General features: G+C 71.9%; 12 protein-coding genes. All 12 read left to right on the top strand.

Features of this window, described 5'->3' with window-relative positions; genetic code table 11:
- Nucleotide 1: 1 nt before the first annotated feature.
- The 12 genes from E0L36_RS21810 (at nt 2) to E0L36_RS21755 (ending at nt 12,876) form a co-directional block, all read left to right on the top strand.
- On the top strand, nt 2–1,645 hold the full coding sequence (locus E0L36_RS21810) for a major capsid protein (RefSeq protein WP_180930973.1): 1,644 nt from the start codon (nt 2–4) through the stop codon (nt 1,643–1,645).
- An 84-nt stretch (nt 1,646–1,729) separates the two neighbouring features.
- Nucleotides 1,730–2,575 (top strand): cupin, encoded by an 846-nt coding sequence (locus tag E0L36_RS21805; protein WP_180930971.1) that lies wholly within the window; start codon nt 1,730–1,732, stop codon nt 2,573–2,575.
- A 10-nt stretch (nt 2,576–2,585) separates the two neighbouring features.
- A complete protein-coding gene (locus tag E0L36_RS21800; RefSeq protein WP_180930970.1) occupies nt 2,586–3,110 on the top strand; it encodes a hypothetical protein in 525 nt (174 codons plus the stop codon).
- A 128-nt stretch (nt 3,111–3,238) separates the two neighbouring features.
- Nucleotides 3,239–3,934: a hypothetical protein gene (locus E0L36_RS21795; RefSeq protein ID WP_180930969.1), complete on the top strand. Its 696-nt coding sequence runs from the start codon at nt 3,239–3,241 to the stop codon at nt 3,932–3,934.
- 13 nt (nt 3,935–3,947) lie between these two features.
- Nucleotides 3,948–4,661, top strand: coding sequence for a hypothetical protein (locus E0L36_RS21790; RefSeq protein WP_180930967.1), 714 nt, complete (start codon nt 3,948–3,950; stop codon nt 4,659–4,661).
- The gene (locus E0L36_RS21785; protein ID WP_180930966.1) at nt 4,661–5,482 is read left to right on the top strand and encodes a hypothetical protein; all 822 of its coding nucleotides are present in this window, start codon (nt 4,661–4,663) and stop codon (nt 5,480–5,482) included. Before E0L36_RS21790 ends, E0L36_RS21785 begins: the two co-directional genes overlap by 1 nt.
- Nucleotides 5,483–5,498: 16 nt before the next feature.
- Nucleotides 5,499–6,077 carry a hypothetical protein gene (locus E0L36_RS21780; protein WP_180930964.1) on the top strand — a complete coding sequence of 193 codons (579 nt, stop codon included), beginning with the start codon at nt 5,499–5,501 and terminating at the stop codon, nt 6,075–6,077.
- Nucleotides 6,078–6,087: 10 nt separating this feature from the next.
- A complete protein-coding gene (locus E0L36_RS21775; protein ID WP_308416876.1) occupies nt 6,088–6,465 on the top strand; it encodes a hypothetical protein in 378 nt (125 codons plus the stop codon).
- A gap of 857 nt (nt 6,466–7,322) precedes the next feature.
- Nucleotides 7,323–7,868 (top strand): hypothetical protein, encoded by a 546-nt coding sequence (locus tag E0L36_RS21770; protein WP_180930962.1) that lies wholly within the window; start codon nt 7,323–7,325, stop codon nt 7,866–7,868.
- 5 nt (nt 7,869–7,873) lie between these two features.
- Complete coding sequence (locus E0L36_RS21765; protein ID WP_180930960.1) at nt 7,874–8,089, top strand: hypothetical protein; 216 nt, start codon at nt 7,874–7,876, stop codon at nt 8,087–8,089.
- 108 nt (nt 8,090–8,197) lie between these two features.
- Nucleotides 8,198–11,443, top strand: coding sequence for a hypothetical protein (locus E0L36_RS21760; protein ID WP_180930959.1), 3,246 nt, complete (start codon nt 8,198–8,200; stop codon nt 11,441–11,443).
- A gap of 2 nt (nt 11,444–11,445) precedes the next feature.
- On the top strand, nt 11,446–12,876 hold the full coding sequence (locus E0L36_RS21755) for a hypothetical protein (protein ID WP_180930957.1): 1,431 nt from the start codon (nt 11,446–11,448) through the stop codon (nt 12,874–12,876).
- The last annotated feature ends 89 nt before the right edge of the window (nt 12,877–12,965 follow it).

Genomic DNA, 12,965 nt, shown 5'->3' with positions numbered 1-12,965 from the left:
CATGGCTGATTTCGAGATCCCCGAGGACGTCACCGCACTCAGCGACGACGAGCTGAACGAGGCGCTGGAAGGCGCCGTCGAAGCCTTCGACGCCAAGTCGCAGTCCACCACCGTGACCGGCAAGGATCTGGAGTCGCTGCGGTCCCTGGCGACCGCCGTCGACACCATCCGCACCGAGCAGGCCGCGCGCCGCGATGCCGCAGAGCAGGCCGCCGCCGAGATCGACGCGCTCGCCGCGCAGGTCCGTGGCGGCGACGAGCCCGAGGCCGACCCGGAGCCCGAGGGCGACGGCGACGCGACCGCTGCGGCCGACGCGGCGCCGGAGGCTGAGGCCGAGCCCGAGCCGGTCCCGGCGAAGACGGCCAGCGCGGTCGTGACCCGTCCGGCGCTCAACCTCGCGGGCGTACGGCGCCGCCAGCCCCGCGTGCTGCCCGAGGCCCCGCCGCCCACCACGAGCATCACCGCGGCCGTCGACGTTCCCGGTTACGCCCCCGGCGCACCGCTGGATTTCTCCGACATCACGGCCGGCATCATCTCCCGCGCCAACGCCTTGAAGACCGCGGGCGGTGGCGTGGGCCAAGTCATCAGCTACCGGCATCCGTACACGCACGACCTGATCGTCACCGACTCCAGCAGCGCGCCGGAGGGCACCACCGTGGCGATCACGGCGGCGAACCAGCGCCGTCTGCCGCAGGGCGACCTGATCGCCTCCGGCGGCTGGTGCGCACCGTCGGAAACGATCTACGACATCGTCGACGTCGCGTGCCCCGACATGCTCTGGGACGCCCCGGAGATCCAGCTCGCCCGTGGTGGCCTGCGCTACTACAAGACGCCGAGCCTGGATGTCGGCGCGATGACGTGGATTCACACCGAGGCCGACGACATCTCCGGCGCCACGAAGCCGTGCTTCAAGATCCCGTGCCCGGACCCGGTCGAGATGCGCTGCGACGCGGTCGGCGTCTGCCTGGAGGCAGGCATCCTGACTCAGAGGCATTTCCCTGAGCTGGTGTCGTGGTACCTGCGCAACGCGATGGTCGCGCACGAAATCAGGATCAGGCAGGCGCTGTTCCAGCAGGCCGTCGCCCTCGCCACGCCGGTCGTCGTGCCCGAGACGATGGGCGCGCTGTCCGCCGTGTTCGCGGCCGTCGCGCTCCAGGCCGCCGACATGATCGAGCGCCACAGCCTCTGTGACGGGACCGCGCTGGAGATTGTCTTCCCCTGGTGGTCGCGGAACCTGTTCCTGGCGGACCTCGCCCGCAGGAACGGCGTCACGATCGACCAGGTCTCCGCGCAGCAGGTGCAGGACCTGTTCACGCCGCTCGGCGTGATGATCCAGTGGGCGCGCGGCATCGGCCCCGCAGTCCCGACCGACATCGGCGGCGCCACCCCCGCGGTCAACTGGCCTGAGCTGCTGCGGTTCCTCATCTACCCGGCCGGACAGCTCCAGATCGGCCGGGGCGAAGAGGTCAACCTCGGCGTCGTCCACGACTCGACGAAGTTCTCCACGAACGACTACACGGCCTTGTTCGCGGAGGAATGCGTCGGCCTCGTTGACCGGTCCGTGGACACACGGATCGTGACCGTGCCGGTCTGCCCGAGCGGTGAGTCCGGCGCGCAGAGCCTCATCTCCTGCGACGCGTCCTGACTGAGGGCTCGTCCCTGACCGCGGTGGGCCGGTGCTTCGGGTGGCGCCGGCCCACCGCCCCAACCCAGAAGGAGGTGAGGCGCGGTGGCTCCAGGACTGCGGAAGTACGTCGAGGCCATCCCCGGCCGGCCCCTGCCGCACGGCATCCTCAACGCTGCGTGCACAGAGGTACGCGACGTCTCCGACGAGCACGAGCTGCTGGGCGTCGAGTGGCTGGCCCTCGGCTGCTGCCCGGTGCTCGCCTGGACCGACCCGTGCCTCGACGAGTCCCCGGGCGACGAGTCGCCAGGGGAGCCGCCCGGGCGGAAGGAGTATTGCCGCCCGGAGGTCGAGTTCGCCGAGCCGATCAACCTGTACGCGGGCTCGGAGTGCTCGACCATCGGCTGGACCTACGCGGAGGCCCGCGCGCACGCCGAAGCAACGCTGGAGCTGGGCGAGCAGTACGGGCTGGAGTCTGCTTTCTGGCGGCAGAAGCTCACCGCGGACGCCATCGACCTGACTCCGGCCGCCGGGCCGTTGACCGTTCAGCAGGGCGTTGCCCGGCTGGAGGGCTGTCTCGCCGAGGCGTACGGCGGCGTCGGCACCCTGCACGTCCCGGCCAGCGTCGGCGCCCTCCTGGGCTGCTGCGACGTGGCCAAGGAGGACCCGGCAACAGGTGGCCTGTCCACGCTCGCCGGGAACTGCGTCGTGATCGGCGCGGGATACAGCGCGGAGAACACCGGCCCCGGCGGAACACCCGCCGAGGAGGGCACGGCCTGGCTGTACATCACCGGGCCGCTCGTGATCCGCCGCGGCCCGGCCGTCGTCACCCCGGACCGGCCCGCCCCGTCCGTGAACACCCGAACCAACGACCGCAACGTGCTGGTCGAGCGCACCTACGTCGTAGGCACGACGTGCACGGTCTGCGCCGTCCAGGTCCAGGTCTACTGAGGAGCCGTCAGTGCCGGATCGCATCCACGTCGAACCGACCCAGGAGAACCGCCACGCGTTCGCCGCGTGGGCCGTCGCCCAGGACCCGAAGGTCCGCACCGCGTCGGCGACTTCGTTCGCGGTGCCGCACCACCTGTTCACGGAGGTGCCGGAACGCCTGTTGATCGGGTCGCTCGTCGATGGGCGGCGCTACGTGTCTCCCGAGGACACCCCCGAGTCCGGGGGGAGCGAGGCGGCGGCGCCGGTCACCGGGGACTTGACCGGCGTCGCCACCGCGGAGGGCTTCCAGGAGGCAGTAGCGGGGGAGCCGCTGCCGCCGCTGCCGGACGAGGCGTACCCGGCCGACGCCGAGCCGCTGCCCGAACCCGAGCTGGACCCCGGGCCGCAGCCCGAGCCCGAGCTGGACCCCGGGCCGCAGCCCGAGCCCGAGCAGGACGCCGACCCCGACGCGGGGAGGTGCCAGGACTGCGGGCGGGTCTTCCGGAGCCAGCGCGGTCTGGCGACCCACCGCCGCCAGGTGCACCAGAAGGAATAGCCGCCCTCGGCGGCCCCCGCCGGGAGCACCCCGCGTGCACGCAGCGCCGGGCACGCCGCAGAAGAACTTCATCGTCGATGCCGCTGGTTTTGGGCCGGGCCGACCACATCACGTAGTGGAGGCCCACGATGCCCTGCCCCCTGATCGCGAACGCGGACGTGATCCGCGTGACTCGCCTGGACCGCTGCGGAAGGCCGGTCTGCGGCGAAGACAACGGGTTCGTCTTCGACTGCTTCGCGACCCTGGCGATGAACGCCAACGTCGAGGATGGCGAAGACGTGGCGTACACCGCCGCGAACGGCCGCCAGTGCGGCTTCAAGCGCGGCTGCCCGACCTTCAACGGCTACGACATCGAGCTGAACTTCTTCAGCGTCTCCCCGGAGTTCGTGGAGATCACCACCGGCAACCCGGTGGTGTACGGCTTCGACGGCGAGCCGATCGGCTACGACGACTGCTCGATCCAGTGCAACAGCGCCTTCGCCATGGAGCTGTGGGCCGAAGTGCTCAGCGCGGACGTCTGCGACGCCGATGCAGGCGGCGACGGCGCCTGGATCTACTTCCTGATGCAGTGGGTGACCAACGGTCAACTCGGCGACCTGGAGATCGGCAACGAGGCCGTGTCCCTCGTCCTCAGCGGCGCCACCAGGGCCGGAGGCGGCTGGGGCACGGGCCCGTACGACGTGATGCCGGTCGACGCGGCCGGCACGCCGGGCCAGCTCCTGACGCCCCTGGGCTCGAACTGCCACCGCCGTACGTTCGTGACCAGCGTCGCCCCGCCCGAGCCGGTGTGCGCCTACACCCCGGTCCTGTGCGGCACCTCCTGAACGGCGGAAGACAGTGACCACACCCGAGGTCGACATCGTCGTGCCGGTGCGGGTCGGCGCCACGAACCCGCAGCTCCGCTTCGCGCTGCGCTCGTGGGCCGAGAACCTGCCGCACCGGCACGTCTGGCTGGTCGGCCACAAGCCCGCCTGGGTGCGTGGCGTAAAGCACCTGCCGACCCGCCAGACCAGCACGAAGTACCAGAACACGACGCACGCGGTCCGGCAGGCGTGCGTGACCGCCGGCGTGAGCGAGACCTTCCTGCTGTGCAACGACGACTTCTTCGTCATGAGCCCGCAGGACGAGGGGATGCCCGTGCTCCACCGCGGACCGGTCTCCGACGTCGAGGCGTACTACGCAGGCCGGGCATCCGGCCGCTACCTGCGGGGCCTGCGGGAGACCCGCGACCTGCTGGTGAGCCTCGGGCACGAGAACCCGCTCTCCTACGAGCTACACGTCCCCCTGCCGGTCGAGAAGGAGGCCATGCTGAAGGCCCTCGGCATCGGGAAGCGGCTGGAGGTCGTCCACAAGCGCACGCTGTACGGGAACCTCGCGGGCCTCGGTGGCGAGGAGATCCGCGACGTGAAGGTCCTCAACCGCGGCCCGAAGTTCGACCGCGCGAGCGCGTTCCTGTCGACGATGCCGGACAGCTTCTCCAACGGTCTCGTCGGCCAGCACATCCGCGCCGTCTTCCCCCGCCCCGGCCGCTACGAGGTGGGAGGCCGCTGATGCCGAACGTGTGCGACCCGTGGCCGACCGACCTGACGTGCTGCGACCTGCCCGAGGACACCGAGCCCGAGACGGTCGACCGATGGACCCGCGTCGCCAGCATCATGCTGTGGATGCTCTCCGGCCGCCGCTGGGGTCCGTCCTGCCCCGTGGAGGTGCGGCCGTGCCGCCGCTCCTGCCTCGACGGCTGGGCGTACGGCATCCGTTGGGACTCGGCCGGGCCGTGGGTGCCGTACAAGGGTGTCGACGGGCTGTGGCGCAACGCCTCCCCCTGCTCGTGCACCGGCGGCTGCTCGTGCGGCGAGCTGTGCGAGGTGTACCTGCCCGGCCCGGTGTACGACATCGTGAAGGTCGACGTCGACGGCGACGAGCTGACCGCGCCCGACCCCGACGAGGACGTGATCGGGGCGTACCGGGTGGACGCGCCGGGGATGCTGGTGCGCACCGACGGCGAGTGCTGGCCGACCTGCCAGGACATGTCCGCCCCGTCGGGCACGCCGGGGACGTTCACCGTGACGTACCGGACCGGCCTCGCCCTCGATGAGGCCGCCATCGCCGCCGTGTCCGACCTGGCGTGCCACTACATCAAGGGTTGCGGCGGCAGCTCGTGCGGCTGCAAGAGCAACAAGAACGTCTCCCGGCTGAACCGGCAGGGCTTCGAGATGGAGTTCTCCGACCCGACGCTGATCTACAGCGAGGGCCGCACCGGTCTGCCGCTCGTCGACGCGTGGCTCGCGGCCGTGAACCCCGGCCGGCTCGCCTCCGCCTCCCGCGTCTACAGCCCGGACTTCCCACGCCCCCGTACGACGACCTGGCCGTGAACGAAAGGCCCGCCCCATGCCGCTGACGCTGCACGAGCTGACCGAGACGGTCCTCGGCTGCGTGTGCGCCGCGCTCCAGGACACCGCGGCCCAGGTACCCGGACAGCCCGGATGCCCCTGCCGGGCGTGCGTCGTGCCCGGACAGCCCGCGTGGGACTGGTGCGATGACCCGTGCGGCGACAAGGGCGACGGCGGGCAGCTCTCCGTGCACGTGATCCGGTTGTTCCCCACCAACCCGTTCCCTACCGAGGACCGGTCCGTGATGGGCTCGCGGAACTGCCCCATGCCGTCGACCACCGCGGCCGAGATCGCGGTGACGGTGCTGCGCTGCGCCCCGACGCCGGACGAGGAAGGATGCCCGCCCTCGTGCGACGAACTCGACCAGGCCGCCCGGGTGTTGCACGTCGACTCGATGACCGTGTTCAACGCCCTGTACTGCTGCCTCAACGGCTCGGAGCCCGGGCGGCGGCGCGGCCGGAAGTACGTCATGGGCCAGCAGCGCACCGTCGGGCCGCAGGGCGGCTGCGTCGGTATCGAGCAGCGGGTGACGGTGGCGCTGCCCGGCTGCTGGCCCTGCCCCGAGGATTCCCCGTGAGGAGGCTGCCGTGACGGTGGAGATGCGTATCGAGCAGGGTCGGCTGGCGCGGGCGCTGCGCGCCCGGGGCGGGATCGCGGAAAGGTTCCTGTCCCGCCGTACGCGCCGCGTCGCCGACATCGCGCGCCGCGAGGCCCCGGGCCGGATGGGCGCCTACATCGACTGGAAGATTGAGTCCGGCCCGCGCGGCCTGGAGGGCGTCATCATCTGCGACCACCCGGCGACCCTGTACGTGCTGTACGGCACCCGCCCGCACATCATCCGGCCGCGCCGCGCGAAGGCCCTCCGGTTCGACGTCGGCGGGCGGACCGTGTTCGCCGCCGTCGTCCACCACCCCGGCACCCGGCCGAACGACTTCCTGGGCCGGGCGCTGCGCGCGGGCCGCTAGACCTCTCCGGCCGGGGCCAGGTCAGGCGCCTCGATGTCCGGGTAGAACTCGCGGTAGTCCGCGCGACGTGCTCGACGTAGTGCGCCCGGCCCTCCGCTGTGAACCGGTAGCGCCGCACCGTACGGCTCGCCTGGCGGCCCTCGTACGGCTGGCCGTTGAAGTCCCGGGGCGTATAGGCGACGAACTGCTCGTGGACCTCCAGGTACGGCCGATTTCCCCGGTGCATGCCGTAGCCGGTGACGAGGTACAGGTGCGCGGACCCGAACAGCTCCTCGGTCAGCAGCCCCTCGGCCCCGGCCCGGGCGACCTTGGCCATCTCGCGCCACAGCCACTCGGACAACTCCCACGGCTCCTTGCGCGGCGTCGGCGCGATGCCCAGCCCGGCCCGTACGGCAGCCCGGCCGGCGCGGGTGAGGAGCGCGAACTGCGCCCAGGTGTCGGTGGTGCCCAGCTCGATCAGCCCCCGGTCGGCGAGCGCCGCCAGGGTGGACCCTGCGCCCGACTCCCACACCCCGCGTGCCCGGAGCGCCCGAGGGGTCGGGGCGTACATCCCGGACAGGAAGATCCGCCGCCACACCCGGGCGGGGCTCTCGCTGAACCGGCCCTGAGCGGCGAGGGTCCGCCGTTCCTCTTCCAGCCCTTGGTCCTCCGCGTACATCACCTCCATGTACGCGCGCTGACGAGCGCTCAGTTCGTCCCAGGCCACCTGGGCTTTCCCCATCGCTGTACCTCCCCTTCTCGTTCACGGTAGGGCGTGACGCTGACGCCCAGGCGGGTCCTCGCGGACCGCGTACCCTTCGGTGCGCGCCGCTGGTTGTGGGCCGGGCGCTCAGCACGAGCACCACGGGAGCCACCCGATGAGCCAGCGCCGCCAGTTCACCCTCAACACCGAGCCCCACGTCGCCGAGATCGGCTCGACCGAGCTGCGTTTCCTGCCCGAGGTGATGGGCGCCCAGTTCCTCGACGCCTACGAGGACTTGCAGCAGACGCAGAAGCAGCTCGGCGTCGACATGAACGACCTGGCGGGAGTGGACCCGGAGAATCTGCGCTCCATCGTCCGGTCGCTGCGGGTGTTCCTCGCGCGGCTGATGCTGCCCGAGTCCGCCGAGGTCTTCGCCCGCTGGGACGTCATCAAGGGCGGCAAGGTCGTCGAGTCGTTCGGCACGCCGGAGGAGGCCGCCGATCACGCCGAGGGCCTGAAAGGCGCCACGGTCGCCGACGCCGGGATGCAGCTCCCCGACCGCGTCCTGGTCGAGCTGCTGGAGTGGGCGGTCGAGCTGTATGGGGGCGGCCAGCGCCCTACTGGGTTGTCTGGAGGCTCTGCAACAGCATCGCCTCCTCCTGGGACTCGTGGGAGGGCGGTCTCGCCCTCCAAGGCGTCGACCCGCGCGCGTGGACGCTGACGACCATGCTCAACGCCTCGGAGGCGGCGATGGACGCCGCAGCCGAGGACGACGCCGAGCGGCAGCGGAACCGGGCCAAGCTGTACGCGCCCCCGCCGAGTGAGCGCGGGCGCGGCCGACGCCGCCGACGGCCTCCCGGCATGGGCATGGACCGGGCTCAGGCCCAGTCCCTCGCCGCGCAGCTCGCCGCCGAAGACGCGCGGCTGGGCGCCCGTGGCTAACGGCTAACCTGGGAACACGCGCCCCGGGCGGCCCTATCAGCGGCCCCTGCGCAGCGCGTACGCCGCTGGTTCTGGGCCGGGCACCTTCCTTCACGCGAGGGGTGCCCGGTGGCCGGCGAGGACATCGACTACGGGTCCGCGCGGATCACGATCGTCCTCGACGACGAGGACACCGCGCAGGACTCACGGCGGACCGCCAACCGCATCCAGAACACGCTGGATCGGGGCACCCGCAACATCGGCGTCCAGATCCGCCGGAACATCCAGCGCGGACTGAACGCGGCGGCGGTCACCGTCCGCGTCGAGCCGGACCTGCGGCGGTTCGACGCCGCGCTGCTGACGGGGCTGCGCAACCTCAGCAGCATCAACATCTCGGTCGAGCCGGACCTGACCGGGTTTGTCGAGACGGTCCGCGCCCGCCTCGCCGGTCTCCAGGTCCCGGTCCGGGTCGTCCCGGACTTCGGGGACTTCGACGCCCGTATCCGGGCGCACCGGCCGCCCGACGTCACGGTCAACGCGCACGTCGACACCGACCGGCTGACCCGGTCGCTGGGCGCGCTTGGCGGGGTCGCCGGCCGGGTCGGCGGCGCCTTGCGCGGCCTCCTCGCCTTCGGCGCCATCGGCATCGCCGCCGCCGGGGCGGCTTCCTCCATCGGCGGGCTGGTCGCCGCGCTCGCCCCCGCGGCCGGGATCGTCGCCGCGTTCCCCGCGGCCATCGCCGGGGCGCAGATCGCGCTCGGCACGCTGCGCCTGGCTGTCGTCGGCGTCGGCGACGCCCTGGAGGCCGCGTTCTCCGGGGACGCCGAGAAGTACGCTGAGGCGATCGAGGGCCTGGCCCCGGCCGCGCGGACGGCCGTCGGGGCGGTCAAGGAGCTGGTGCCGCAGCTCAAAGAGGTCCAGCAGGCCGTCCAGCAGTCGTTCTTCGAGCAGTTCGCTTCGCAGGTCAGCGGGGCGATCAAGAACCTCCTGCCGCTCGGCAAGGGCCTGGAGGACATCGCCGCCGGGTTCGGCCGGGCCGCGTCGGAGGGCTTGCGGTTCCTGTCGACGCAGGCCGCGTTCTCCCAGATCCAGACCGTCATCGGCGGCACGAAGGCCGCCGTCGACGGGCTCGCCCAGGGCGTACGGCCGCTCGCGCAGGGCTTCCTCGACGTCGCCGCCGCCGTCGCGCAGGCGTTCGGCACGCAGCTCGGGCAGTCCATCGGGAACGCCGCCGTACGGTTCGGCGAGTTCCTGTCCCGCATCGCGGAGAGCGGGCAGGCCGTCGCGTGGGTGCGGGAGGCCGTCGGCGTCTTCCAGCAGCTCGGCGCCATCGCCGCGAACGTCGGCTCGATCCTGGCCGGGTTGTTCCGCGCCGGGAACGAGGCCGGTGGCGGGCTGCTGAACAACCTCCAGACGATCACCGCCTCGTTCCGGGAGTTCGTCAACTCGGCGCAGGGGCAGGAGGCCATCGGCAACCTGTTCCGCACGGTCGGCACGATCGCGGCGCAGCTCGGGCCGATCCTCGCGGCGCTGGTCACGCAGATCGGCGCTATCGCTCCGGCGCTGACACCGATCTTCACGGCGCTCGGCCCCGCCCTGGTCAACCTGATCAACGGGCTGGGTCCGGCGCTCGCGGCCATCGCCCCGTCGCTGGCGACGATCGGGCAGGCCCTCGCCGAAGGGCTCGGCATCATCGCCCCGGCGCTCGAACCGCTCGGCGCGGCGATCGGCCAGGCCCTCTCGGCGCTGGCGCCGCTGCTGCCGCTGGTCGGGCAGATCGTCGCGGTCGTCGCCGGGATGCTCGCGCCGGTCCTGTCGAACCTGGCGACGCTGTTCCAGCCGATCATCCAGGCGCTCGTCGGCGCGCTGATGCCGGTCCTGCCGCAGATCGGGCAGGCGTTCACGATGCTGGCGCAGGCCATGGCTCCGCTCGCCGCCGGCGTCGGGCAGGCCATCGCGCAGGTCTTCCAGGCCCTCGCGCCGGTCCTGACGCCCCTGGCCGGGGTCCTAGTGCGGATCGCCGCCGCGCTGGTGCCGGTGTACACGGCGTTCGCGAACGCCCTGCTGCCGGTGCTGCCGCCGATCATCGCCGCGTTCAACGCGATCCTCCAGGCGCTCCTGCCGATCCTGCCGCCGATCGCCGGGCTGGTCGAGGCGCTGGCTCCGCTGGTCGTCCTCGCGATCCAGCTCCTCGCCCCGGTCCTCCAGCTCGCCGCCGGGTTCGCCTCCTGGCTGACCATCAACGCGGTCGTCCCGATCATCCAGGGCATCGTCTCGGTCCTGACCTGGCTGATCACCAGCCTGTCGTCGGTCCTGACGTTCATCACGAACCTGCCGACGACGATCGTGACGGCGCTGACGACGCTCGGCACGACCGTCTCCACGTTCTTCACCAACCTGGTGACGACGATCGGAACGTGGATCTCCACCGCGTTCACGGCGGTGGTCGGGTTCTTCACCAGCCTGCCTGGCAGGATCGGCGCCGCCCTGGCCGCGTTGCCCGACTTGCTGGTCGACCTGTTCGTCAACGCGGTCGCGGCGGTCGGGATCGCCCTGCTCACCGCGCTCGCAGCGGTGATCTGGCTGTTCACCTCCCTGCCCGGCAAGATCGTCTCCGCGCTGGCGTCGCTCGGCTCGGCCATCGCCGGGGCCTTCTCCCGCGCGGTGTCCGCCGCCCGGTCGGCGATCTCCTCGTTCATCAGCAGCGCGGTGTCCTTCTTCGCGGCCTTGCCCGGCCGGATCGGCTCCGCGCTGGCCGCGCTGCCCGGCCGTATCAGCTCCCTGTTCCGGTCGGCCGGCTCGTCGGCGCTGGCCGCCGCCCGTAGCTTTGGCTCGTCGGTCGCCTCGTTCTTCTCGTCGCTGCCGAGCCGGATCGTGTCCGCGCTGTCCGGGCTCGGCAGCCGGATCGCCGGTGTCTTCCGGTCGGCTGTCGGCGCGGCCCGGCGCGCGGTCTCCTCGCTGATCTCGTCGATCGTGAGCCTGTTCTCGTCGCTGCCCGGCCGGATCGTCTCGTCGCTCGGGAACATCGGTGGCAGGATCGTCAGCAAGATCAAGAGCGGGTTGCCGTCGGCGGTCCGGAAGGTGCTGCCGTTCGCGGACGGCGGGATCGTGCGCTCCCCGGTCGTCGGCCTGGTCGGCGAGGCCGGGCCGGAGGTCATCATCCCGCTGACCCGGCCCGCCCGGGCGCGGCAACTGGCCGAGCAGTCCGGGCTGGTCGACATGCTCTCGGCCATGTCGCCGAGCGGCGCCGACAACGCGGGGGCGCCCGCTCCCGTCCGGCAGGGGCCGGTGTTCCACATCTACGAAGCAGGCGACGGCCGTACGACCGCGCACCGCGTCGCGTCCCGTCTCGCCCTGGCGGCTGGAGTGATCTGACGATGGCGATCGAGGACTACCTGACGCTCGGCGGCGTCGAGATCACCAACAGCGCGCGGCTGATGACGTACCTGGACACCGTCGGTTCGCCGCTCGCTGACCCCGGCGTGTGCCACTGCCCGACGCTCACCGCGGAGGTGCTGGGCGACGAGCCGTACAGCACCCCGGAGGAGGACGCCGCGCCCTGGTACGACCCGGACGTGCCCGAGTCCGCTGACTTCGCGGGCTTCCGCATCCTGACCATCGACGGGCTCGACGACTACCCGATGCGGCGTGCCACGACGAGCGCCGTGGCCGGAGGCGCCGCGCTCGGCCCCGCCCAGGTGATGCCGCGGACCATCACCATCACCGGCATCCTCCTCGGCGCGACCTGCTGCGCCGTCGAGTACGGCCTGCACTGGCTCGGCGAAGCGATGGCCGGGTGCGCCGGGTCCGGGTGCGACGGCGACTGCATGGAGGTGTTCAACTGCTGTCCGGGCGAGGACGAGGACCCGGAGGTCTTCCGGGCGCGGCACCTGCGCACCGTACGGCGCGTGGCGCTCACCCAGGGGCCGACGATCACCGCCCGGCATGGCACGGGCTGCACCGTCGGCGAGTGCTCGATCGGCGCCGACGTCATCACCGTCGAGATCATCCTCGTCGCCGCAACCCCCTGGTTGTGGACGGACCCGACACCTGTCCTGGACGTCCCTCTGCCCCGGGACGACTCGGATACCTGCGTGACGTGGTGCGTGCACGGGGCGCCTCCGCCGGTCTGGTGCGTGGAGGTGACCGACGCCGAGTGCTCGCCGCGCAACATCGCGGCGGCCGTCGTCGAGGACGCGACCTGTGCCTTGGCCTGGCCCGTCACCGATGCCGAGCGGGAGACCTGCCCGAACACCTGCCGCTTCGCCGCGTGCGTAGACCCGCTCAGCCGGTGCTCCGACCCGCTGTGCTCGATGCCGGCGCCGCCCACCCCGACCACGCTGGACACCTGCTACTGCCTGCCCCTGGCCGTGGAGCGCGAGGTGTACGAGATCGACCTCACCGACCGGCCGGCCTGGTCGCAGGACGTGCCGATGATCACGGTCCGCGCCGGCAGTACGGACCTGCGGAACGTGACGCTCACCTTCTACGAACGCCCCCTCGGAGGAGAGGAGTTGACCTGCGAGGAGGTTGCCGAGTTCCAGCGCTGCAACCCGCACAGCCAGTACCACGTCGCGTTCGTCCCGGCCGGGGGCGCCGTCATGCTCGACGGCCAGACCGGACGGTCCACGACCCAGTGCGGCGCCTACTGCGAGACCTCCCGAGACGTGTACGGCATCGACGGCGCCCCGCCCACCTTCGAGGCGTTCACCTGCGGAACGCTCTGCCTGTCCGTCGAGACGGACATCATGAACCCGCCGTCGGACCTGGCGAGCATCAGCTTCGACGTCTCCGGCCGGGGCTACTGACCGCCGATACCCTGTCCTCGCCGCTGGTTGTGGGCCGGGCACCTTCTCGACATGAGGGGTCCGGCATGGCCGTTGCGGGCTGCGGCACG

Origin of the sequence: Streptomyces sp. AJS327 (assembly GCF_013450295.1) — a bacterium.
In the GTDB taxonomy this organism is placed as follows: Bacteria; Actinomycetota; Actinomycetes; order Streptomycetales; family Streptomycetaceae; genus Streptomyces.
Note: the sequence above shows the minus strand (reverse complement) of the source record. Positions and strands in the feature narration are given on the sequence as shown.

Bases quoted from the DNA above. Each gene is read 5' to 3' on its own strand.
- E0L36_RS21810 (WP_180930973.1), top strand. From the start codon at position 2: ATGGCTGATTTCGAGATCCCCGAGGACGTCACCGCACTCAGCGACGAC.
- E0L36_RS21795 (WP_180930969.1), top strand. From the start codon at position 3,239: ATGCCCTGCCCCCTGATCGCGAACGCGGACGTGATCCGCGTGACTCGC.
- E0L36_RS21785 (WP_180930966.1), top strand. From the start codon at position 4,661: ATGCCGAACGTGTGCGACCCGTGGCCGACCGACCTGACGTGCTGCGAC.
- E0L36_RS21780 (WP_180930964.1), top strand. From the start codon at position 5,499: ATGCCGCTGACGCTGCACGAGCTGACCGAGACGGTCCTCGGCTGCGTG.
- E0L36_RS21770 (WP_180930962.1), top strand. From the start codon at position 7,323: ATGAGCCAGCGCCGCCAGTTCACCCTCAACACCGAGCCCCACGTCGCC.
- E0L36_RS21765 (WP_180930960.1), top strand. From the start codon at position 7,874: ATGCTCAACGCCTCGGAGGCGGCGATGGACGCCGCAGCCGAGGACGAC.
- E0L36_RS21755 (WP_180930957.1), top strand. From the start codon at position 11,446: ATGGCGATCGAGGACTACCTGACGCTCGGCGGCGTCGAGATCACCAAC.